This window comes from Streptomyces hebeiensis (genome assembly GCF_052983195.1).
The window spans coordinates 32,770-54,268 of record NZ_JBRKBE010000002.1; the positions used below are offsets into that span (position 1 = coordinate 32,770).

General features: G+C 69.5%; 27 protein-coding genes. 8 read left to right on the forward strand and 19 right to left on the reverse strand.

Going from position 1 to position 21,499, the window contains the following annotated elements; translation table 11 throughout:
* Window positions 1-43: 43 nt before the first annotated feature.
* The 9 genes from ACU6P3_RS32580 to ACU6P3_RS32620 form a co-directional block, all read right to left on the reverse strand.
* A complete protein-coding gene (locus tag ACU6P3_RS32580; protein ID WP_447198256.1) occupies window positions 44-892 on the reverse strand; it encodes a DNA adenine methylase in 849 nt (282 codons plus the stop codon).
* Window positions 893-1,315: 423 nt separating this feature from the next.
* A complete protein-coding gene (locus tag ACU6P3_RS32585; RefSeq protein WP_447198257.1) occupies window positions 1,316-1,744 on the reverse strand; it encodes a hypothetical protein in 429 nt (142 codons plus the stop codon).
* Window positions 1,741-2,220: a hypothetical protein gene (locus ACU6P3_RS32590; RefSeq protein WP_447198258.1), complete on the reverse strand. Its 480-nt coding sequence runs from the start codon at window positions 2,218-2,220 to the stop codon at window positions 1,741-1,743. Before ACU6P3_RS32590 ends, ACU6P3_RS32585 begins: the two co-directional genes overlap by 4 nt.
* Window positions 2,217-3,128 (reverse strand): WhiB family transcriptional regulator, encoded by a 912-nt coding sequence (locus tag ACU6P3_RS32595; RefSeq protein WP_447198259.1) that lies wholly within the window; start codon window positions 3,126-3,128, stop codon window positions 2,217-2,219. The genes ACU6P3_RS32590 and ACU6P3_RS32595 overlap by 4 nt, the downstream gene beginning before the upstream one ends.
* Window positions 3,125-3,355 carry a hypothetical protein gene (locus ACU6P3_RS32600; RefSeq protein WP_447198260.1) on the reverse strand — a complete coding sequence of 77 codons (231 nt, stop codon included), beginning with the start codon at window positions 3,353-3,355 and terminating at the stop codon, window positions 3,125-3,127. Before ACU6P3_RS32600 ends, ACU6P3_RS32595 begins: the two co-directional genes overlap by 4 nt.
* 83 nt (window positions 3,356-3,438) lie before the next feature.
* Entirely contained in the window at window positions 3,439-3,627 is a 189-nt protein-coding gene (locus ACU6P3_RS32605; protein WP_447198261.1) for a hypothetical protein, read from the reverse strand.
* 75 nt (window positions 3,628-3,702) lie between these two features.
* Window positions 3,703-5,511 carry a DNA cytosine methyltransferase gene (locus ACU6P3_RS32610; RefSeq protein ID WP_447198262.1) on the reverse strand — a complete coding sequence of 603 codons (1,809 nt, stop codon included), beginning with the start codon at window positions 5,509-5,511 and terminating at the stop codon, window positions 3,703-3,705.
* Window positions 5,511-6,572, reverse strand: coding sequence for a hypothetical protein (locus ACU6P3_RS32615; RefSeq protein ID WP_447198263.1), 1,062 nt, complete (start codon window positions 6,570-6,572; stop codon window positions 5,511-5,513). Before ACU6P3_RS32615 ends, ACU6P3_RS32610 begins: the two co-directional genes overlap by 1 nt.
* Before the next feature lie 285 nt (window positions 6,573-6,857).
* Entirely contained in the window at window positions 6,858-7,412 is a 555-nt protein-coding gene (locus tag ACU6P3_RS32620; protein ID WP_447198264.1) for a hypothetical protein, read from the reverse strand.
* A 225-nt stretch (window positions 7,413-7,637) separates the two neighbouring features.
* On the opposite strand from ACU6P3_RS32620, the gene ACU6P3_RS32625 reads away from it, so the two are divergent.
* The 5 genes from ACU6P3_RS32625 (at window position 7,638) to ACU6P3_RS32645 (ending at window position 9,646) form a co-directional block, all read left to right on the forward strand.
* Complete coding sequence (locus tag ACU6P3_RS32625; RefSeq protein WP_447198265.1) at window positions 7,638-8,021, forward strand: WYL domain-containing protein; 384 nt, start codon at window positions 7,638-7,640, stop codon at window positions 8,019-8,021.
* Between the two features lie 8 nt (window positions 8,022-8,029).
* A complete protein-coding gene (locus ACU6P3_RS32630) occupies window positions 8,030-8,596 on the forward strand; it encodes a hypothetical protein (protein WP_447198266.1) in 567 nt (188 codons plus the stop codon).
* Between the two features lie 104 nt (window positions 8,597-8,700).
* The gene (locus ACU6P3_RS32635; protein WP_447198267.1) at window positions 8,701-8,835 is read left to right on the forward strand and encodes a hypothetical protein; all 135 of its coding nucleotides are present in this window, start codon (window positions 8,701-8,703) and stop codon (window positions 8,833-8,835) included.
* A 67-nt stretch (window positions 8,836-8,902) separates the two neighbouring features.
* Complete coding sequence (locus ACU6P3_RS32640) at window positions 8,903-9,427, forward strand: hypothetical protein (RefSeq protein ID WP_447198268.1); 525 nt, start codon at window positions 8,903-8,905, stop codon at window positions 9,425-9,427.
* A gap of 9 nt (window positions 9,428-9,436) precedes the next feature.
* Window positions 9,437-9,646 carry a DUF6011 domain-containing protein gene (locus ACU6P3_RS32645; protein WP_447198328.1) on the forward strand — a complete coding sequence of 70 codons (210 nt, stop codon included), beginning with the start codon at window positions 9,437-9,439 and terminating at the stop codon, window positions 9,644-9,646.
* 12 nt (window positions 9,647-9,658) lie between these two features.
* Here the strand turns inward: ACU6P3_RS32645 and ACU6P3_RS32650 are convergent, their stop codons facing one another.
* From ACU6P3_RS32650 to ACU6P3_RS32660, 3 genes are all read right to left on the reverse strand, one after another.
* Complete coding sequence (locus ACU6P3_RS32650) at window positions 9,659-10,741, reverse strand: hypothetical protein (RefSeq protein WP_447198269.1); 1,083 nt, start codon at window positions 10,739-10,741, stop codon at window positions 9,659-9,661.
* Window positions 10,742-10,743: 2 nt separating this feature from the next.
* A complete protein-coding gene (locus ACU6P3_RS32655; protein ID WP_447198270.1) occupies window positions 10,744-11,892 on the reverse strand; it encodes a site-specific integrase in 1,149 nt (382 codons plus the stop codon).
* A 314-nt stretch (window positions 11,893-12,206) separates the two neighbouring features.
* Window positions 12,207-12,482 (reverse strand): hypothetical protein, encoded by a 276-nt coding sequence (locus ACU6P3_RS32660; RefSeq protein WP_447198271.1) that lies wholly within the window; start codon window positions 12,480-12,482, stop codon window positions 12,207-12,209.
* A gap of 172 nt (window positions 12,483-12,654) precedes the next feature.
* On the opposite strand from ACU6P3_RS32660, the gene ACU6P3_RS32665 reads away from it, so the two are divergent.
* The 3 genes from ACU6P3_RS32665 to ACU6P3_RS32675 are packed head-to-tail and all read left to right on the forward strand — an operon-like array spanning window position 12,655 to window position 13,567.
* Complete coding sequence (locus ACU6P3_RS32665) at window positions 12,655-12,903, forward strand: hypothetical protein (RefSeq protein ID WP_447198272.1); 249 nt, start codon at window positions 12,655-12,657, stop codon at window positions 12,901-12,903.
* Window positions 12,900-13,202 (forward strand): hypothetical protein, encoded by a 303-nt coding sequence (locus tag ACU6P3_RS32670; RefSeq protein ID WP_447198273.1) that lies wholly within the window; start codon window positions 12,900-12,902, stop codon window positions 13,200-13,202. The genes ACU6P3_RS32665 and ACU6P3_RS32670 overlap by 4 nt, the downstream gene beginning before the upstream one ends.
* 11 nt (window positions 13,203-13,213) lie before the next feature.
* Window positions 13,214-13,567 carry a DUF6354 family protein gene (locus ACU6P3_RS32675; RefSeq protein WP_447198274.1) on the forward strand — a complete coding sequence of 118 codons (354 nt, stop codon included), beginning with the start codon at window positions 13,214-13,216 and terminating at the stop codon, window positions 13,565-13,567.
* 1,085 nt (window positions 13,568-14,652) lie between these two features.
* On the opposite strand, the gene ACU6P3_RS32680 is transcribed toward ACU6P3_RS32675, so the two are convergent.
* From ACU6P3_RS32680 to ACU6P3_RS32710, 7 genes are all read right to left on the reverse strand, one after another.
* Window positions 14,653-14,967, reverse strand: coding sequence for a hypothetical protein (locus ACU6P3_RS32680; RefSeq protein WP_447198275.1), 315 nt, complete (start codon window positions 14,965-14,967; stop codon window positions 14,653-14,655).
* Window positions 14,968-14,997: 30 nt separating this feature from the next.
* Window positions 14,998-15,363, reverse strand: coding sequence for a hypothetical protein (locus tag ACU6P3_RS32685; RefSeq protein WP_447198276.1), 366 nt, complete (start codon window positions 15,361-15,363; stop codon window positions 14,998-15,000).
* A gap of 32 nt (window positions 15,364-15,395) precedes the next feature.
* A complete protein-coding gene (locus ACU6P3_RS32690; RefSeq protein WP_447198277.1) occupies window positions 15,396-16,718 on the reverse strand; it encodes a peptidoglycan-binding protein in 1,323 nt (440 codons plus the stop codon).
* A complete protein-coding gene (locus ACU6P3_RS32695; RefSeq protein WP_447198278.1) occupies window positions 16,715-17,539 on the reverse strand; it encodes a hypothetical protein in 825 nt (274 codons plus the stop codon). Before ACU6P3_RS32695 ends, ACU6P3_RS32690 begins: the two co-directional genes overlap by 4 nt.
* Window positions 17,540-17,692: 153 nt before the next feature.
* Entirely contained in the window at window positions 17,693-19,459 is a 1,767-nt protein-coding gene (locus tag ACU6P3_RS32700; protein ID WP_447198279.1) for a hypothetical protein, read from the reverse strand.
* The gene (locus ACU6P3_RS32705) at window positions 19,456-20,559 is read right to left on the reverse strand and encodes a hypothetical protein (protein ID WP_447198280.1); all 1,104 of its coding nucleotides are present in this window, start codon (window positions 20,557-20,559) and stop codon (window positions 19,456-19,458) included. The genes ACU6P3_RS32700 and ACU6P3_RS32705 overlap by 4 nt, the downstream gene beginning before the upstream one ends.
* Window positions 20,556-21,494, reverse strand: a complete 939-nt coding sequence (locus ACU6P3_RS32710) for a hypothetical protein (RefSeq protein WP_447198281.1) — start codon at window positions 21,492-21,494, stop codon at window positions 20,556-20,558. The genes ACU6P3_RS32705 and ACU6P3_RS32710 overlap by 4 nt, the downstream gene beginning before the upstream one ends.
* Window positions 21,495-21,499 lie beyond the last annotated feature (5 nt).

Sequence of the window (21,499 nt, forward strand, 5' to 3'; positions counted from 1 at the left end):
GGCTACGTCATCTGATTCCTCTCATGAGGTTCGATGCGGCTGGTCACGAGACTTCCTCGAAGAGGGAGACCTGTCGGCTCAGTGGCCGGTTGGACCAGACCACTTCGGTTCCCCGCGGAACGTCGGTGCGTCCCCGGGAGTTCGTGGCGGCGCGGTGCACCGCAATCTCCAACCGATCCCATCCCGCGTACAGCTCGCTGTACAGCTCCGAGGGGTATCCGGACAGCAGGACGAGGCCCTGCACGCTGTGGAGGGCCTCAGCGAGGGAACGGTGGAAGATTTCACTGTCCGCTTCGTGCGCGTAGTCGCGGGCGCACTGCCGGGTGCCGGACAGGTAGGGCGGGTCGAGATAGAAGACGGTGTCGGGCGAGTCATGCGCGGCCACCACCTCCAAGGCGTCACGGTTGTCGACCACGACCGTACGGAGGCGCTCGGCAAGCCGGTCCAGCCGCTCGACCAGGTTCACGGTCGCCGTGGCGTCGGTGTGCCGAGCCCTTATGCCGTTCGACCACCCGGCGCGGCCCCCGGAACCAGCTGCGTTGTGCCCCTGAGTGGTGCGCACGAAGAAGCGCCGGGCGCGCTCGAGATCCGTGATGCCTTCCTCGGACAGGTCCGCGGCCGCGAACTCGTCCCGCGCGTACGGGGTCAGGCGCAGGACGCGGAGGAGATCTGCTTCCTGGTCGCGGAGGACACGGAAGAACGTGGTCACGTTACGGTCCAGGTCGTTGATGACCTCGACGGGCGCCGCAGGCTTGGCGAAGAGCACGGCGGCCGAGCCGGCGAACGGCTCGACGTAGACGCGGTGGTCGGGGATGAGGTCGACGATCTGGCCAGCGAGTCGGCCCTTCGCTCCGTAGTAGGGGAAGGGCGGCCGCAGACCGGCGCGGCTCACAGGAGCGGCTTAGTGGAAGTGACAGGGCCCGTACTCGATGGCGGTGGTGTGATGTTCACGCCAGAGTTCCGGGTCTGCCTGTCTGACGGGGAATGACCCCGGGTAAGCTTTGCCATGTCGGCACCTTCGGTCAGGTTGCGTGTCGACCTGGTCCCGCTCCTTGGTGGTCGCACACCTTGGAATTCAGCGGGGCCAGACCTATGTCTGGGGTGGTACCAGCCGGACCGTCCCTCTGAGTGGTCGTCTGGCGCCAGGCTCAGCCTACCAATTCGCGGTGCCACTGTCCCCACCTCTTACGGATCGTGTCGGATCCCCCGACTTGTCGTCAGATCTGCCGCTCACCGGCCGGGCCGGCGGGCCCGCCCCGTGTCCAATAAAAACCGGAACTAAATAACGCGATCATGCTCCCCTGGCCGCCCCCTCCTACGAGGCTCTGGCCAGCGAAAAGGAAGGGGGGATTTCCCCGCGTTCCGGCAGTCCGACCACCTCCCCCTGCGAACGCCCGGTCTTCGGGTGGGTGCTGGGCTGTCCGCGTCGTGCGGCCCGTCCGGCGGCGGCCGCGCTCTTGCAGGTGCGGCAGCGGCAGCCCTGGTTGTTGTAGCGGGCCTCATCGTGCGGGGCCCGCTCCTGCCGGACCTTCCGGCCCAGGGCTTTCGCCTCGGCGAGTTGCGCGGCGAAGTCGGGGTCTTTGCGTGCGTGGCCGCGGGGGACTTCGGGGACGACGCCAGCGTGCGCGGCGGCGGGGGCGAGGAGCATGCCCTCGGTGACGGCTTGGAGGAAGCGGGCGCGCGCCGCGTTGTTGAACACGGTCGGCCGACCGCGGCCGTGGGCGGGGCGGGGGCGGTTGGTCACGGGCGTTCGCCTCCGTGGCGGGCCGCGCCGGCGTGGGTGTCGCGGTCGGCGGGGTGCGGGCTGGGCTGGTGGACGGACAGGGTGCGGGCGACGTGCCGGGCCATCCGCTGGTAGCCGGCCTCCCGCAGGGCGCCCCGGGCCCGGTCGAGGCCGTCGGCGGTCCACTCTGGGCGGGCAGCGCGTTGTCCGGCGCGGTAGCCGGTGGCGAGCCCGGCCTCCCACACCTGCCTGACGAGGGCGGGGTCGGCGGCCGGCCACAGCAGCTCGGGAAGCCGGGCGGGCTGCCCGACGTGGTCGAGCATGGCGGTCGCGATGAGCCCGGCGAGGTACTGGCCGGAGTTCGCGCACCGCACGGCCAGGGCCAGGTCGGCGTCTACGGCCGGCCCGTCGGTCACCGCGCCGAGCCCGGCCGCCGCGGCGGACTCCTTCTCGGCCAGAGCCTCGGTCGGGGCTGGGTGTTCGGTCGGGCGGCTCACGCGGCAGCCTCCAACACCGGCACAGCACCCGTCGGGCCGTGGGCGGACTGGATCGGCGGGAGGGGCAGGAGCAGCGGGCGCGCGTCTGGCCGGACGATGCGCAGCAGGTGCGCGCGGCCCCGGCCGCCGTCGGCCGTGCTCGTACGGCCCCCGGCTCGGGCGGGGGAGGGGTGGCGGCGCATGTCCTCCATGCCGGGCAGCACCAACTGGACCGGCCGTCCTCGGCTGATGCGGCGCTGCCGGATCCCGTCCATGGTCGGGGCCGCCGCCACCGGCCACCGCCCGTCCGGCACGATCCGCACCGAGCGCGGCAGCAGACCGTGCTCCACCGCCGCGGCGAGCAGCTGGTCGCGGGTGGCGCGTTCCCGGTCCAGACCGAGGATCCCCACCAGCGCCGACCGGTGCCAGTTCGCCGCCTGCATCGTCATGCCGACCCGGTGGGCGACCAGTTCCGCGTCCGTCTCCCGGGCCAGGGCCCGCAGCAGCGCGCGCCGCTGCGGGGTACGCGCGGCCGACACGTCCCGCACCGCCGGGCCGTCCGTGACGGTCGCGGCGTGACGGCGGGCGATCAGCGCCCGGTGCCGGGCCAGCGCCAGTTCCCCGCCGAGGATCCCCTCCGGCTCCGTAAGGTGCTCGACCCCGTCCTCGTCCCGCACCGTCGTGTTCGCATATATGCGGCATACGGTCAGGACGGGGCAGCGCCCGCAGATCGCGCGGGCGGCCTTCTCCCGGGCGTGGCGGTCTGCTTGCGGCTCGGCGCCGTCCCCGGTGTACGGGCCCCAGGCGTCGACCGGCACGTCCGGGTCGGCGGCCGACATGCGCGGCTGGTCGGGGTCGGGGGCGCACCCGCGGTAGCGGTAGTGCGGGTGGTCGACGAGGTTCTGACGGGCGCTGATCGGATCGGTCATGATGATCCTCCCTCCTGGTGAGCGGCGGGCAGGGCTTCTCCCGGCCCGCGGGTACGGTCGGCCGGGCCCGAGTTCGGGCCGGCGGTGACGCGCGGGGCCTCGGTGTGGTCGAGTTGGGCCTGGAGTACGGACAGGTCCCGCTGGTACAAGCCGTCCGCCAGGCGGGCGCGCGCATGCTCCACGGCCAAGGCCCGGCGGGCGGCACGGAGCCGATGCCAGCCGGTCACGATCAACACGGTGAGTGGGGCGGCGGTCAACGCCACCACAGTGGTCCAGTGCACAGGCGGCCACCTCCCAGGGAAGCCAGACATCAGAAACGGTCAGAACAGTCGGCCCGGTTGAGAGCCCGCTCGTCGAGTTCGGCGTACCGGTCGGCGTGGTGCGGCCACACGTCCGGGTCGTAGCCGCGACGCCGCACCAGACGGCCGTGCACCGCCGGGTAGATGAAGCCGGCCATCAGCAGGGCGGCCAGGAACAGGGACAGCAGGACATCGCCCACAACGGGCCTCCCAGGGTGGAGAAGAGTCCGGCCGGCCCCAGAAATGGGACCGGCCGGTGAGGGGCGGACGGGGTGTCAGGCGGCGGTAGCCAACTCGGGGGCGACGTGCCGGTCCAGTTCCTCGCCCGTGATCGCCTCCACGAGGGCACACAGGATGACCTCGGCGGCATTCGGCGTGACAGCGTTCCCGTACTGGCGGACACGCTCGCGCTTGGAGCCGAGGACGATGTACCGGTCGGCGAAGCTCATGGCTCGCCCGATCTCGTGCGGCTCCAGCATGCGGAACAGAACGTCGTTGATGTCGACATCGCCGGAGACCAGGGCGTACCGGTCGCGAGTGGAGAGCGTGCCCACGGGCTCGGCAACGTTCTTCGCGGTGCCGTTGCCGTAGTACGGCACGAGCAGGTGTTCCCAGGTCACCAGGGACTGGTGTCCAGCCGCCGTCAGCGTACGAACCGGCTCGTCGACCGGCGTGCACATCTGAGCCGCGTTGCCCCGCGGAGTGTTGTTCCGCATCACCATGGCAGGCACGTTCGGGGTGACGAGCCCGTGGTGGTTCCCGTTCGCGGATACCGTGCCGAGTGCCTCGCCGATGGAGCGTCCACGGAGCTGGTCTCCTCCGCCGCGCATGGTGACCATGAAGGGGAGCCAGGCCAGGCCGGTTTCGTTCCGTGCGGTCTGGGTGCGGAGAGGGTTGTTCGCGGAGGCGGGTTCCTTGCCGTCCCGGCCCTCGACGGGGATGAGGAGCGGAGGGATCGCGAGCCCGTCGTTCTCCCGGGTGGTGCGGCACGGCATGACGTCGGAGACGGCGGTAGGAGCGTTTCGCCATGTGCCGCCGGCCGGGACCATGAACGGTTCGTAGGCCATGGCCTTCGTCGCGCTCGTAGTCTGCGTGGTGAGCGGCGAGTCCACGGGCCAGGTCCGCACGCCGGGCCGCCGCTCGAAGGTGTTACCCGCCGCTTCGAGCGTGATCGGTCGGGCGAACTTGTCGAGGCCGGCCTGGATACGGGCGAGGGTCTTGTCGGCGAGCGGCCGGGCCCGCTCGCCGATTCGCTGACCGGGCAGAGTCCAGTCGATGGCGACGGCAGCGGGCAGGACATCAGGCTCGACGATCTGGTTGCGGCACTTCGTCTGCGGGCACCGGTATACGTACTGCTGGCGGTAACGGCCCATGTCCCGGCCAGGTGTCTTGAACCGCTGGACGGCCCGCACCCACTCCTCGCAGCCAGTGCACCAGGCGCGCGGACGGAGCCACTTGTCCCAGTCCGGGGTCCGGCTGAGGGTCTCGTGCCAGTAGCCGACGTACAGCCGGTCACGGGACTGAGGAGCCTTCTCGACGGCGCGAGGGTCGGCGTGCATGGAGTTCAGGGCGATGACGCGGGTGCGGTATCCGAGCTTGTGGAGCTCGCCGAGCCACCGGTCCCACTGATCCCAGGCCCGGACGTCCACGACGTTCTCGACGACGCCGGCCTTCACCAGGCCACCGCGCTCCTGGACGCCGCGCAGGTACAGCGGCACCTCCTCCATGAGGGCCCGGCTCCGCTCGACTTCCTCCGACGGAGCGAAGGTGTCGTCGAACAGGTCGCCCTGGAGGCTGGTCGCGAAGTCCCGCTTCTTGCCGCGGGCGTTGGACCACTGCGGGCACTCGGGCGAGGCCCAGAAGATGTCAGTGACGGGCCACTTGTCGACGGGGGCTTCGCGGATGTCGCCGCGGTAGTGGTCGACGGCGGGGAAGTTCGCGGCGTGGGACTCGATGGCGCGCTCCCAGTGGTTCGCGGCACGCTCGACCCGCACGCCGGGGATGGCGTGGGCGCCCTGGGAGGAACCGCCTGCGCCACAGAACCAGTCCATGACGGTGAGCGCGTCGTTGTCGTTGCGGTACATCAGGCGGTGTTCCTCTCCGTGTCGCCGCCGGGCGCGGCCTTCCTCGCGGTCTCGTTCAGCTCGGCGATACGGCCGTCCAGCAGCTTCCGCATCGGTAGCCACGCCCTGTCCGGGCCCTGCACCTGCCGGTCCAGGACACCGTGCTTGTCCGCGTCGCCCTTGATCTGCACCAGAGTGAACGGATTGCTCCAGCAGTGGTCGTTGGCGATCTGCCCGATGAGACGCTGGACGTGTCCGTCCGCTACGTCGTCGTCTTCGGGCGGTGAGGAAGCGGCTGAGCCGGAAGCGTTCGCCGAGCCGCCGGAGGCGGTGTTCTCGCCGTCGCCCGTGGACAACTCGGCCAGGCGGTCCGTCAACAGATCCTCGATCCGTGTGGGGACCTTGTCCTTACCGGCAGGGACCAGATGGTCCAGCAGCTGCTTCTCGCGGGCTTCAGTCAGGTGCTTCTCAACGGCGGCCCGCTCGTCCCAGCCCTTACGGACCCGGCTGAGGAACTGCTCCCTCTTCTGGCTGTCCAGCAGGCCCCGGATCCGGTCGTCGATCAGCTCACCGAACAGGCGAAGCGTTCCCTCCGCGTCACGGACCTGGGACTCGTGGAAGTTCTCCTCGCCGACCTGGACCTTTACCGCTCGGAGCCCTTCCAGATGCCCCCAGCGCTTCTGCATCAGCGAATACAGGTCGTCCAGCCGGTCCTCGCGGGACGGCTCGGCGGACAGCTGTTCCTTCTCGGCGGCGGCCTTGGCCATGTCGGTCTTGGACCACAGGTCCAGGGCCGCGCCGAACCGCATGCCGGCGTTCCTGAGCGCGTCGCCGATGGCTTCCTTCACGGCTTTCGGCCCGGTCTTGCCGTCCGAGTCGCCGTAGCCGATCCGGGTGTGACCGGCAACGGTCAGGCGGATCCACAGGCCCCCGACCTGGTCAAACTTGGGCAGGCCGTCAGCGTCGAAGGCCATGGGCTCCCACGTCCACAGCGGGTCGGCTTCCAGGAGCCGGCCGGTCAGCTCGGCGTGCCCGACGTAGTCCAGGTGAATGTGCGCGGTCGTCAGGCTGCTGGCGCACACGTCGCACCGCGTGCGGGTGTGTTTGTCGCACACCTTGAACGGGGCCTTGTTGCAGCTGCTACACGCGATCTTGGGGAGCTTGGAGATCTGGCTGGGCTGGAACGGTTTCCGCAGGATCTCCAGGGCGTCCAACTGGTTTTGGGTGTGCGAGGTGGGACCCTCCGCCGTGCTGCTGGCGGGGGCCTCAACGGCCGTGGCCATGAGGTCTCTCCTATGTGATCCGATACAAGGTGCGCGGAGTGCGGGTCTGGTTGTCGGCGTCCGGACCCGCCCCCGACGGCCGGCCTACTCGGGCCGGTCGGTGTCCGGCGCGTACGGGCCGATCTGGAAGTACGCGTACAGGCAGTGCGCGGCCACCGTCGTCGGATACACCGCCCCGGTCTGTCCGGTGCCCGCCCGCTCCGCCCGGACCCGCTCGCACTTCGCGGCGACCGTGTCCTGAAGGTCCTGGTGCGGGCGGATGTTCACGATGCCGCTCGTCGGGGCCGAGCCCCGCTTGGCGCGGGGTTCGAGACGGAGTTCGAACTTGCCGGTCAGCCAGTCACGGAAGCCGTTCTCGACGACCTCCGTCAGGTTCACGCCGTCCTTCCGGCCCTGCTGGAGGACCTTCAGCCGGTCCTCCGGGATCCGGATGGGCATGTTGTCCGGCTGTTCGGTCTTCGGCCCGCCCGCGTCGGCCTCGCCGTGCTTGCGGAGCCTGTTGACGAACAGGGCGCCGTCCGGGGAGAGGACGTAGTCGATGTCGTCGGCCAGGTCGGCGTGCTCCGGGGTGGAGCGCAGGACTTGTGCGGCCTTGACCAGGTTGTCGCGGCGCTGTCGGTCCCGGGGGTTGAGGGGCACGGCGTGGCGTCCTTCCGATGGGCGCCGGCCGGTCCGGGGGCGGTTGGGCGGGCGCGTAGTGGGGGTGTTGGCCACGCCAGTGTCCTCCGTTCTGTAGTGCAGCCGCAATACATTGATCTTGCGGTGCTGGTGGGGTGCTCTGGGAACCAGAATACACAAATGTATTGCGCGTGCAATACATTTAGGGCTAGTGTGGGACCCACACCACAACCCCGGGGGTCCCCAATGAAACTGACCAGCAAGCAGACCAGCACCAAGACCCTCGCCGACCTCTACCGCGCCCTCGACCGCCAGCACGCCGTCACCATCACCTACCTCGACCAGGACGGCACCGAGACGATCCGCACGATCGAACCCCACGACATCCGCACCACCAAGACCGGACGGATCGAGATCCGCGCCATGTGCCGCCTCCGGGGCGACGCACGCGGCTTCCTCCTCCACCGAATCGTGTCCTACACCTGCCACCGCATCGGCTTCATCCTCGACCGACCGGAGGCAACAACCCCCGCTGGAAAGGGCATCGTGGCGCGCAGCGAGAAGCAGCTCATCGCCCGCGAACTCGGACGCGACTACTTCCCTCGCACCACCACCGCACTCGCCGCCTAGGAGAACCCATGGGCACATTCACTAACCTCATCGCCCGCCATGCGCTGTTTACCTCCTACCGCAAGAACATCTACAACATTGACCCCAACATCAGGGGCGCCGCTATGACTCTCTCCCCCATGTCCGAGGCCACAGAGCTGGTGCGCCAGCACGTCGCTGCCTACGGTGGGCCGAGAGCCATCGGGGCCGAACCATACGGCGCGGTAACCATGTCCCAGGGCGACACCCGAATCCGGATGGAGCCCGGCATGGATGCCCGTCCCAGCCTCCTCACCAGGCGACAAGCCGACGACTTGCTGCTGCTCGCTTATTCCGCCACCGGTGCGAGGGTTGCGCACGAACAGGCGAAAGGATGGACCATTCACGCCGGGTTCTCCCGCATCCCACCAGCAGCCACGGAAAACCTCGTCAAACACGGTTGGGTGGTTACCACCGGCACCGACGGCGCCTCCGTTACCGTCTCACTCGCCGGAATCGTCGCCCTTACCTGGCGGCACTGCAAGACCGCAAAGATCCCCAACTCTCAATGGGGCGACGCGATCGCCGAATCCGTCTACGACGCCTTCTCCGCATGACGAAGGCCACCATCCCCGAACCGGGTGGTGGCCTGAAGTCATACTGAACGCGCACACGCAGTGTAGCCCCAGCTGGAGTCACTCCACCAGCCACAGCAGGAATCATGGACCGACGCCGCACCAGCCAAGACCCGTACGCCGCCACCGTCTGGGCTCTCGGACTCCAGGCCCCGACCAGCTACCCGCCGGAGACCCGCAGCCTGCACCTGGCCAGCCGGAAACTCAGGCTCTGGGATTGACCTTCTACCCCACCCCGGGACCTCGCCACCGATCAAGGCCCGCACGCAACCAGGAAGAATGCACCGCATGGATACGTCCGTCGTCGATGAGGCCAGCATGCTGGGAGCCCACCGCCTTCAGGGCAACAACGACGCGGCACGGTGCGTCTCCTGCGGCGTCCACGTCTGGCGCCGCACCACGCCCGTCACGAAGCCTGGCCCCCGTACCTGGTTGCAGTGGTACGCGCCCGACGGGCGGGAGTGGTCATCCTTCCCTGAGGGCGGCGGCTGGGTGACCTACCCGGACGTCGCTCCCTCCTGCCCGCCGCAGGAGGTCGAGGCCCGCTGCCCGTGGGACGAAGGCGCGCGCCGTTACGGCCACGCATGGGGCGACGTCCAGTTGGAGACTGCGCAACGGACCTGGTGCGGTCGGCACGAGATGGCGGTGGCCGACTGCCCCGAGCCCGGACCGCTGTGCCGGGGAGCGGACGGCGACTGCATGTGGGGTGCGGATCGGTGCACGGGCCTGGAGGACACCTGCCGCTGCATGTGCCCGGTATGTGTCGGCGATGACCCCGAGGCGTGGGGCTACGACAGACCCCACATAGCGTGATCCCACAGCCTGAAGAGGGGCCCACCAAGCCCCTCACAAGTCCCCCATCCGGGCTTTAACGAACCCTCGGGCACACGTCGCTACTGCCGCAAATGCGGCCGGCCCCTCACCCGCCCCGAATCCCGCTCCACCGGATACGGACCCCACTGCGACCCCGAGAACCGGCCCGGCCCCGCCACCCAGCACCACGTCGACCAAGACACCCTCCCCGGAACATAGAGCGCTCCCGGGCTACCCCCTGGCCCGGTCTTCCAGCGGCTCGACGTCCACCGCCCGGCGCAGCTGCTCCAACTTCGCCGGCATCGGAGACCACCCGTACTGGCCGGCCATCAGCATGTTCAGAGCCGTCATCCCCCGCGCATACGCCATCCGGATCCCCTGCGCCCGCATCCGAATCCCCGGCGGACCGGCCTTCGACGGGGCGATCGTCACCCACAGAGCATCCCGGCCGCCCTCCAGCGAGCCCACCAGATCCTCCCGCAGACGCAGCCACCGCCGCACCGCCACCCGCGACCCCTCCCGCAACGGGTACGTCTCCACCCTCGGCGACGCGTCCCACCGCGCGGCCGCCGCCTCCACCCGCTGCCACGTCGCCGTCGACACCACCGCCCGGTACGCCTCATTACCCGACAAGACCTTCGACACCGTCGACCGCGGCAACTCCAGCGCGTACGCCACATCCTCATGCCGCACCCCGGAACGGTTCTGCGGCCGGCGCACCACCCGCACCGTCGCCAGATCCTCCCCCAGATCCGCGACGTTCATCGCCTCCAGTTCCCCCGCCCGCGGCGCCGCATCCAGCATCACCGCCACCAGAGCCAGCAGCCGCGTCCGGTCCTCCAGCGACAACCCGGCCCCGCCCCGCTGAAGCGGCCCCTCATGCGCCAAATCGACCAGCTCCCGGTACAGCGCAGGCAACTGCCGCTCCGGAACCGTCTCCTTCAACTCGACCTGGTCCAGTACCGGCAACGGCAACCGCTTCCCGGGCACCACCTCCGCGCCCAGCATCACCAGGCAGTCCCGCACGATCCGCTGCGTCGCCAACGGCAACTCCCGCCCGCGGTCCGCCTCCCGGGCCCGCAACTCCCCGGCCACCGCCAGCCACCAGAACGCCCGCAGCGCCGGCCCGGAGAACAACTGCCGGGCACCCCGGACAGCGCGCCCCGGCATCTCCTCCCGGCCGACGGCCCGGTCCCACATGCCCACGATCATCCGCAGCTGCCGGAGCCGCTCCGCCGACACCGAGCCGGCCATCCCGTCCACCACGCCGGCGAGCTGCCGCACCGACAACGCGCTGTACCTCTGGTCGGGCACGACTACCCCTCCCTCTCGCGTTCAGCTGCCGCCGCACGTCCGATCTGCGCCAGTGGATTGCTCTCCCCCTGGGCGTCATCCTCGTCCACGTAGCCGATCAGCGCCTTGGACTTGTCATCCCAGCCCCCATGACGGCCGATCTGAACGATGTCCACGCCGGCCTTCCGGGCCGACTTCACGAAGCCGCGGCGAGAGGAGTGCGAGCGCCACCGGCCCGGAAGCCCGGTTCGCTCGATGGATCGCTGAACGATGTCGGAGGCCGCCTCGATCGTCATGCGGCCCTCGGGGTCGCCGATCGGTTTACCGTGGCGGGTCATGGGCGGCGCGAGGAACCCCCACTGATCCATGCGTAGGAACAAGGCCCCCTCGCAGTGCCCCTCCAAGGCCAGAGCCGTGGCGAGGGCACGGACCGCGCGGACAGCGCACAGATCGGGCTCAGGATCCAGGACCACAGAAACGTTCTGCCACACCTTCCGCTTCTTCCGGAATACCCGGACCTTGAACCCTCCGTCCGGCTGCTCGGTGAAGCTGGCCGGCCAGTCCAGCGGCACCAACTCACTGCCCCGGGAGGCGAGGGCATGGCCGAGGAGCATGAGTGCGGCATCCCGCTTCCCCGCCAGCGTGCTCCGGTCGAGTTTGGCGAGCGCTGCCCGCAGCACCGCACGGTCCGCAGGGCTGGCCTTCTGTACCTGCGCGGCCGGATCGTTGGACGCGGCGAGCTGAGCACGGTACCCGGCCACGACCTTCCGCGCGCCCATCGTGTCCGGCGGCTTGAAGCCGGCGGCCCGGTGAGACGAACGGATGGAGGCGATGATCCGGTCCATAGAGTTCGGACCGTACGGACGCCCGGTCTTCTCCCGCGGCGTGCGCTTCAGATGGGACATGTACGCGGTCACGGTCTGCGGCGCGGCGGGCATCACCCGGCGGCCGACGACCTCGCACCACTCGGCGAAGCGCCGCATATCGCCCTCGTACGCATTCGACGTCGTCTCGGGGATGCCGGCCTGAACGTCCTCCTGGGCCTCGGGAGGCAGCCACGCGTCCGGATCCTCATCTGCCAGAGGAACGGCGGGAGTTCGGTCCTCGGGGATCGCGGGAAGCCGGCCGTCCTCGACCAGCTCCGCGTCGACCACCATGTCGTCGTCGGTCACCGCCCGCTTCCGTTCTTCACGCCCGAACGCCGACCTGGGCCATGGCGCCGTCAGCAGTACCGCAGGGCCATGCCGTTTCGCATCCGGGCGCAGTGCACTGCGGGTGTTCTCCGTCCGAGGGAGCATGCTCGGTCAGAAGTTTGTGGTTGACGGCGAAGAACCCTTCGGAGCGTGGCCCGGCCTGGGCGGCGAAGGAGCCTTCAACGGCGCGGCGGTACCGGTTCTCGTGTGCGGTCTCGGGCATGGCTTGCTCCCCTGATCATGTACCTCTACAGAAGGAACATTATCTGGAGCCAGGCGTAGGGATGCCTCTGCTACACCACGGCCCAGTGGCCGTCGTCGTTGAGGACCATCGACCGGCCGCACCCGGAGCAGATGCCGTTCGTGACCGCCTGGCCCAGGGTGGTGGTCTCAACGGGCTTGTGCGTGAAGCACGTGCCGGTACTGCGCAGGCCGATCGCGAGTGCGGCCGCCGTACCGGGCTGCGGCTGGATGCCGAACAGGTCGTGTTCCAGGACCGCGATGGTCGTGTAGTTGGGGCGTGGGGCGACCGCAGGCTGCTCTCGGCGCCGCTTCCAGGGCAGTCGCATCAGAACCTCCGTGGGAAGACGCATGTGAGCTTATCGCGCCTCACAGACCGTCAGTTTCTTCGTCAGGAGCGATTCTCCGCTCAGGCTGCCTCGAGGACTTGCGGGGAGGCCACCTTTCAGAGGTCTTGACATTCTTTCTTGACTTACACCCTTGGCTTGATACCTTGGATGCATGACGAACGCTCAGAACGGCACGGCACGCGAGGACCTGTTCCGTCGCGTTGCCGGATCCTTCGTTGACGAGACACGCGCAAACGCGCTGATCGACGCCTACCGACTCGACGTCCTGGCCGAGGCGGTTGATGCAGCACGCGGCGAGTACCTGCACGACCAGACCGGGACGCCCGAGGATGAGGCTTACAACCGAGCCGTGTCCGACGTCGTGGCGGCGATCGCGCTGCTGGCGGAGGAGAAGAAGTGAGCGAGCGCCTGATCCCGAACGGTTACTGCTGGTGCGGCTGCGGTCGCGAGGTCGGGCTCGGCAAGTTCTTCGCCGCCGGCCACGACAAGACCGCCGAAGCCGCCTTCCTCGCCATCCACCACGACGGCACCGTTGCCCAGATGCTCCACGCCCACGGCTACGGCCCCGACGCCGAGCACTCCGTCACCAAGGCCGCCGTGGACAAGGGACTCTGGCAGGAGTGCCCGCGCGGCTGCGGCTACCGGGGCGCCCGCGAAAGCATCAACAACCACGTCAACCGGCACCACCGCGAGAAGTGAGGACACCGACCATGGCCACCGCCGTCCGTACAGTCGTTGAAGGACAGCTCTACCGCGACCTCGCCCCGGACATGAAGTCCCGAGACCGGCGCCTCCGCGTCAGCGCTGTCGGAGACGTACAAGCAGAACTGATCGTCGAGCACGACCTCGGCGGGTCGACTGGGAAGAAGACGCGAGCAAGCCTGAAGAGGCTCCGCTCGACCGCGTTCGAGCTCATTGAAGACCCCACCGACAGCGACCCGCTCTACCTGGCTCTGCTGGAGGCTGTCGCCGCGGTTCACCGACCTGGAGCTACTCCCGCCGACTACGCTCGCGCCGCACTGCACGCCTGCGCTGCCGAGGGCCAACGCGCGCTCGGAACGTGACGTCCGTACCTGGACCGAGACCGGTGCCCCGCCCAGGGAAAGTGGGCGGGGCACCGGCGCGTTGAGCCTACATGGCCTCGTGCTGCTGCTCTTTGCGAGTGAAACGCGAGGTCAGAGGGGTAGCGAAGCGAAGTCGCGGATGCCTTGGAGTAGCAAGATCGCGTTATTTAGTTCCGGTTTTTATTGGACACCGTCCGGGTCAACCGGGATCCCGTCCAGAGGCGGCTCGGTAGGTACCTCCTCCGGAACGTCACCCACCCCCGGGAACACCGGCGGAACCACCGGACCGACCACAGGGTCCTCCAACGGGACTTCCTCTTCGGCCATCACGCTCTCCAATCAGTCACGGCGACGGTCAGACAACAACTTCAACGGCAACAGCCCCGACGGCGTATTACTCGGCGTCGGCTGGGGCAGTGCCGGCGTAGACTCCGGCGGCGATGGCTCCGGCACGGTCGGGTCGGAGCCATCGGCCGACGTGCAGGTGTAGCGTGGGTCGTCCGGATCGAACCCGGACTCCGGAGCACAGGTGTAGGTGACACCCTGCGGGTCGGTGTACGTCCACCCCGACGGCGGGGCCCCGTCGCTACCGCTCGGGCCAGCCGGACCGGGCTGGCCGTCAACCCCGTCCCTACCGTCAGCACCGTTCTGGCCGTCCCGTCCCGGCGCTCCGGTCGCGTCGATCCCGGGAGGCCCGGGGACCGTGGAGTCAGAACCGGGAACACCAGCCTGGCCGACAGGCCCAGTCGGGCCTGGAGATCCTGCCGGTCCGGGACGCGGCGTCAGCGTCGGAGCCGGCTTCCCGCTCTCCCCCGCCGACCCCGGAGGCCCAGCCGGCCCCGGGGGCCCCGCCACGGACTTGCCGCGCGAACCAGGAGGGCCGGCCACCGGCTTCTCCCCCAACCCCTGCACCTGCCTGGCCAGAGCATCCCGGGCCTGGTTCGCCGCATCCAGCTCGCCAGAGAGGACAACGAACGCGGTGACCACCACGCCCATCACCAGCGCGGCAAACAGAGCAGCGGCGGCGGCCGCGTAGTTGCCCCGCTTCCGCTGACGTCGGGCCTCGACCCGAGTGTGTGGTCTCATCACGCCTTGCCTTCCATCAGGAAGAACACGATCGGGATGATGAGGCCAAGGACAGGGACGACGACGGACGCGAACAGCCACCGACGGGTCTGAGTGACCCTCTCGGCGTCCGTCAGCCGCTGAGTCTGCATGCCCTCCACGTCCTTCTTCAGGTCGGCTATCTCCCGCTCCAGCGCCGCCTTCTCCACCCCGTACACGTCGGTGGACACCATGCGGTCCAGGCGGGCGTTGATCTGCGCCATGTCGTCGCGAATGTCGCCACGCATGAGCTGGATGAGCCGCCCCAGCTCTCCCAGAGACGGCTCATCGGCCATGCGGTGCTCCGGATAAGGGGAAAGGGGTGGTCAGGAGACCGGGGTGACGGTCGGCTTGTTGACCGCGGAGGCGGGTACGGGCGCGGTGACCTGGGTGCGGTCCCACATGCCGACTACCAGCGTCACCGCTGTCAGCACCACGGCCTGCTGTTCGGCGCTCCAGTGCAGGCCGAGTCCGAGCGCGAGAGCCAGCGCGGCCTGCGCGAAGCCGACGATCGCGGCTCCCAGCCCGTCCCGGGTGACGGCGGCGATGAATACGCCCATGAATGCGGCGGCCACCGCGTTGATGGACGCCTGCACGTCGGCCGACACGTCCAGGCCGAACGCGGCCGCGAGCTTCACGAGGATGGCGAACAGGGCCAGCACTGCGGCCGGCTCCCTACCGAAGATCTTCACGACAGGTCTCTCCTTGATGATGAACAGGGTGGTCAGAGGGACTTGGGGACGCGGAGCTTGTCCCACGAGGTCTTGCCAGGGATGCCGTCCGCGGCGGCACCGGTGTAGCCGAGCTTGCGCTGCCACGCGGCGTAGCTCGCCTTGTCGGCGAGCGTCCAGTTCGGGCCGGGCCCGGACTTGTACTTGCCGCAGCCCTCGGCGACGAGGCGGCGGCCCATGGCGGTGACGATCTGGCTGGTGCGGCCGGTGTGGAAGAACGCCGCTCCCGGGAACGGTTCATGCTGGGCGGCGGGGGTGCTGGCCGCTCCGGGCAGGGTGAGTTTCTGCCCGACGGTGAGCTTGTCGGGGTTCTTCAGCCCGTTCAGGGACACGAGCTTGGCCACGGTGGTGCCGTGCTTCTTGGCGATGGCGGACAGGGTGTCGCCCTTCTTCACCGTGTACGTGCTGCTCGAGCCGGCGTTGCCGCCGGGCGGGGTGCCGCTGTCGGAGGTCGCCTTGCCGGGGACGATGCCCGTGTCGATCGCGCCCGGGTCCCAGTGATCGTTGCCCGGGACTTGGGCGTGCGCGTAGTGGCCGCCCTTCGACTGCCACGTCGTACGGGACCGGGCCCCGGACCCGGCGAGCGCTGCGGTCGCCGGGGGCTTCCCGGCCGGCCAGACGTCGGGGATGCCGTGCGCGCGCATCGCGGCGATCAGGCGACGGAAGTTCGGCTTCGAGGCCGGGTCGAAGCCCTTCGTCCACGGGGAGGCGGCGCGGCCGAGGACCTCGACCTGAATGTTGACCTTGCCCTCGCGGTTGGTGCGGCGGGTACCGTCGTTCTTCAGCGCGCGGGCGCTCGAGGTGAGCGGCCCCAACTGGCCGATCCTGTCGGTTACGGGGTCGTAGATGACCTGCGGTTCCGCGCCGACCCGCATCAGGTAGGCGGCAATGGAGGTGAAGTAGCTGCCGCCGGCCGGAGACTCGGTGGTGTGCCAGGTGGCGCGCGGCGGGTTACCCGGGGTGTCCATGGCTCCGCCGATGGACTGAGAGCCGAACCGTACGGCGCCGTCGATGTACGCCGGGCCGGAGGCGCCGCGCGGCATGACTTGCAGGCTCTTGGCATCCGGGTCCGGCTCGTACACCCGGTACTCGGCGGCGTCGACCGGTACGTACACGTCCAGGTCGCCGTCGTCGCGGAGCACCATGAACGCGCCGTCCAGGCGCGGGTGCTCCTTGACGTGCCGCTCGGTGTCGGGGAGGGCCGCGATGGCGCGCATCTCGTCGGCGTGGGCCTGGCCGCAGGTGCCGAGGTAGGTGCTGGTGGTCTCGAGGGTGTCGGGGTCTATGTGGTCGACGGCGACGTGGTAGCTGGTCACAGGGGCACTCCGTCTCGGCGGGGCTGGATGAGGTCGGTCTGTGTGCGGAGGGCTCGGTAGGTGGACAGGCGCATGCGGCCGTCTCCGTGGTCGCCCCAGATGGTTCCCCAGGAGTTCCTGAACCGAATGGTGGTGTAGTCGGGGAGCAGCGTGCCGTTGTCTGTCGCGACTGTTTCGAGGGCGGTGACGCATACCTCGTGGCCGCCTTCGAGGGGGGACGCCGCCCAGTTCGGGTCGTCGTCGAGGAGGCCGTCCGGGCCGGCCTGGGTGAACGCGGCATGCCAGGGCATGCCCATAAGGACGGGCCCGGTCTGGAGGAGCATGCAGAGTTCTTCGGCGGTGGTGGCGTGCCCGTACTGGTCGATGAGGCCGCGGTCACGGAGGGCTTTCGCGGCGCCGAGGCCGGAGGAGCCGGCGTCTTGGGCAGGCCATGCGGCGTCGGTCCACTGGTCGTGGGCGGTCGCGTCGGCGTAGAGGCCGATCGCGAAGTGCTCGGCGGCCGTGGCGTCGTCCGTGTCCAGGCCGGCCGCGCGGGCCTCCGTCTTGGACAGCAAGACGGACAGGAGCGTGGTGGCGGCGTTGCCGGTGCAGGAGGACAGGGCGTCCAGGTCGGTGTCGAGGCCGTACTGGACGGAGGTGCGGATGCCCTGCGCGACGAGGTTGCGCTGGTCGAGGACGGGGAGGCGGGGTTCCCACTCGGTGGTCCGCAGTGGTTGCCCGTCGTAGGGGCGGCGGTAGGCGAGGCTGCGCGGGTCCAGCACCTGGTGACGCCCGAGGTGGTCGGGCGTGTCGTAGGTGCGCACTGTGAGGTTGGTGGGCATTCGCCCGTGCTCCTGCACTCCCCGCGCAGAGCTGGTGACGGTTTGTCTGTTCCGGCCGGGCCGGTGGCAGTCCCTCGGGGGTGGTGCGGGGGCGGAGGGTCGCCCTTGTGGTTCAGCGTAAAGGTGTGTGGGCCGGGTGTTGCCTCTGGTGGGTCAGGTGAGGGGGGTGCCGGGCCAGTCGGTGGCGAGACCGAGGTCGGTGACCGTGACGTAGGCCGGAGTGGCCGGGGACGCGGAGAACTGTCCCGTGCCGGCGGCGATGGATACCGTGACGGTGATCGCGGTCGTGATGTCGGCTCCGGTCGTGTTGGACACGTTGATCGTGAACTCGTGGTGGGTGTTCGCGGTGCCGGCGACGGGTATGCGGATCTGGCCGCGGATGACGGTCCCGGCTGCGGTGGTGCCCTTGGCGATCTGGTAGAGGGCGTAGGTGTTCGCTGTGGTGGAGTTCATCAGGCCGACGAGGTGGACGCTGTAGGTGCGGCCGTCGCGCCAGGTCATGGACGGGGTCGTCATCAGGGCCATGTTGGTGGTGCTGATGCTGAGCAGGTTGGCGGTGCGGGTGACGGAGGTGATGAGGCCGAGGCCGGCGTCCTTCCCGGCGACGGTGAGCGTGCCCGCGGTGACGCTGCCGGATGCGGTGAAGTTGACGGCGCTGACGGTGCCGGCGGTGGAGACGATGAACCGGTCGGTGTCGGCGAACCGGGCCCGGAGCAGGGGGCCGGTGTGGGCGGCGTCTGCGGTGAGGTAGATGCCGCTGTTGCTGCTGGGGGGCGCGTCGATGTAGAGGCGGGCGGAGGCGAGGGTGGCCTGGCCGAGGGAGACGGTGAATGTGGATGCGGCGCCGGCCGTCGTGCTGTCCCTGAATCCGAGCCGGGACTGTACGGGTGTCAGGTCGAAGTAGCCGCCCTTGGTGACGTTGGTGTCGCTGTTGCGGACCCGTTTCGTGGTCCAGCCGTTGGTCACGCCGTCGGAGCCGAGCACGGTGACCCACCGCCAGTCGGTGACGGCGCCGTCGGTGAAGGCTCCGCTGCTGATGTTCAGGGCGGGCTTGTCGTTGTCGCCGGTGCCGTTGATGGCTCCGGCGACTTTGCTGTTGCCGTCGATGACTCCGATCACGCTGTAGATCTGGGTGGGGTCGATCAGGATGCGCCAGCCGTTCGGCGCGGTTGAGATGACCTTGCCGGAGGAGATGTCGACCAGCCCTCCGGCGCCGTCGTCGGAGTGGAACTCGGCGCCGTTGATGGTGCCGCCCGTGATGGTTTTGCCGGTGATCGCGTCGGCTTTCAGGGCGGTCGCATCGACAGCGCCCGCGGCGAGGAGCGCCGTGGTGATCGCGTTCGCGTACACCTTGGGAGTGGTGATAGCGCCGTCCGCGATGAGGGTTTCGGTGATCTGTCCGATGCCGATGTCGCCGGCGACCGGCCGCGGCGCGTACGGGCCGACGGTGATGGTGGGGGCGGATGCGGTGCCGGAGGTGTTCCGGGCGACGAGCCGAACGTACAGCGGACCGGTGGCCGGGATGTAGACGTTGCCGCCCTGCGCGGTCTCGATCGTCGCCTGGAGGGTCTCCGGGCTGGGGGTGAAGTCGGCTGCCGGGTCGGCGTGGACTTCGACGCGCGCCCAGTCCAGGGGGATGACCGCGCCGTCGGCGAAGGCGCCGTCCCAGGCGGCGGCGATCCCGCCGAGGGCCGGGCCGGCGGTCGGGGTCGACGGGGTGGGGGGTGGGCCGCCGTTGACGATGTTCACGGCGGTCGTGCCGTCGCCCTGCTGACCGACGATGGCCCGCAGGCCCCCATTTCTGTCCCGGACCTGCAAGGCGGTGTCGTCCAGGGACGCGGAGGAGAGCCGGGACTGGCGCTCCACTGCGGCGAGGCGCTTCTCGAGTTGGACTAGGAGCCGGCCGATGTCGGCGGTCACTGGACGCCTCCGTACTGGTAGGAGTCGGCGGGCTGGAGGGAGATCGTCGCGCGGGGCCCGCCAGGGGCGTCGGGCTGGATCGTCCAGCCGGTGATGCGGCGCCAGCCGGCGTAGTCGGTCCACGCGTTGTGGATCCGGGTGTACACGTCGTCGCCGACCTGCCATGAGCCGAACGGGGCGGCGGGGGTGTCGCGGATGGTGATCTGGTCGATGCCGCCGAGGTTCTGCCGCGAGGTGCGTTCCGCGGCGGCGCGGGCGGCGAGGATGTCGGTGCCGCTGATGTCGGGGTAGTCGGCGACGTGCTCGAGGCGGAGCCGGCCGTTGCGTATCGCGTTGATGGAGCGGCGTTTCGCGGATCCGTCCCCGGACCCGAGCGCGATGACGACCTGGGCGTAGTCGTCTCCGGCGAGTTCGACTTCGGGGTCCTCGATGATGTTCACGCCGGAGGAGAAGGAGAGGTCTCTGCGGCGTGCGCCCAGGCGCGGCCAGCCGAGGCGGATCCGGCGCACGGGTGCGGTCTTGGCCGGGTTCCAGGTGACGGTGCACGTGTAGTCGGGGGTGGCGTCGCCGGAGACGAGGTCGTCGGCCTGGTCGCCGAGGGACCGGGATTCCCACCACAGCGACTTGTGGGGTTCGGTGGGGGTTCCGACGGTGGACGTGGAGGTGGTGGCGTCGACGGTGACTCCGAGGTCACCGTCCGGGATGGTCTGGGCGTAGGCCCAGATGTCGCGTAGGATCTTGCAGCGGTCGGTGTAGGTGTAGGGTCCTCGGCCGCCGAGGTTTCCGTCGAGGTCGTAGCGTTTTTGCAGGTAGGACGACCAGGAAGCTGCTTCGAGGGTCAGGTCGCTTCCCTTGGTGCGAACGTCCCAGACGATGCCGCCCCAGCGGAGTTCGCCGGCCGATTCGACGTAGATCAGGGTGGTGCCGGGGTCGATGAGGTCCGGGTTCTGGGACAGGAGTCGGGGTGAGAGCTTGCCCGTCAGGCTGCCGGGCCCGTTGAGTTCGGGCCCGTATTGGACGTCCGCGAGGGGCAGGGCGAGGGACAGCCACTGGCCGGTCAGGGCGTGCTGGGTGAGGATCCGGTCCGGCACGGCTGTCATCGGGGTGCCTCGGTGAACTCGACGTCGGCGATGAGAGTGGTGGAGGAGTCGACGCCTACGCGGCCGGTGGTGTTGGAGGGGTACCCGGCGGCCTGGAGGCGCAGGGTCTGGCTGGTGCCGCGGTAGGAGCTGGGGACGGTGAGGGTGTCAGCGGCGGCGACGGTGCCGCGCCGGATGCCGGTCTGGTTGTCGTCAAGATTGACGGGCTGCACGGTCAGGGATGATCCGAAGGTGGCTCGGAGCCCACCGTAGAACGTGTTCGTGGAGTAGCGGATCTGGGCAACGGTGAGGACGATCCGTACGGTGGAGGCCCAGGAGGGGACGGCGATGGTCCAGCCGGCCGCGGTGGAGAAGTTCGTGAAGGTGCCGGAGCTGCCGGTGATCTCCGTGGACAGGGCGGTCGGGGACTGGGTGGACAGGGTGCGGTCGCGGCGCGGGTTGGCTATCTGCCGAATGTCTTTGATCATTGCGTCGGTGATGGTCGACGTGGAGGCGGGGATGTCAATCCTGGCGAGAGGGATCCCGGTGCGGCCGTCGGGGATAGTCGTCGCGGAGCTGGACACGTTGGAGATGACCTGGAAGTAGGCGACCTGGTCGACGGCCGGGTTGAGGGATCCCTCGTATTCGGGGTCTTCGACGCGCAGGATCACCATGTCGGAGCGGGCCGTGCCGCCGGTGGCCGCGATGGGCACGGTGTCGGCGCCGATGTTGCACACCGAGTACGTGCCCTGGAAGGCGGAGACGCGGCCGCGGACAACGCCGGATCCGTCGCTGATCTGCACGCTGGTGCCGGGCGTGGACAGTTGGGTGACCTTCAGGTCGGTGCCCTGGGTGATGCCTTCTGCGCCGCGCGCGAGGTCGCGGACGAGCATGCGGAACTGCTGGGCGGAGTGGGTGGCGCCGTCGGTGAGGATCGGCGCTGGGAATAGGGCCATCGGTC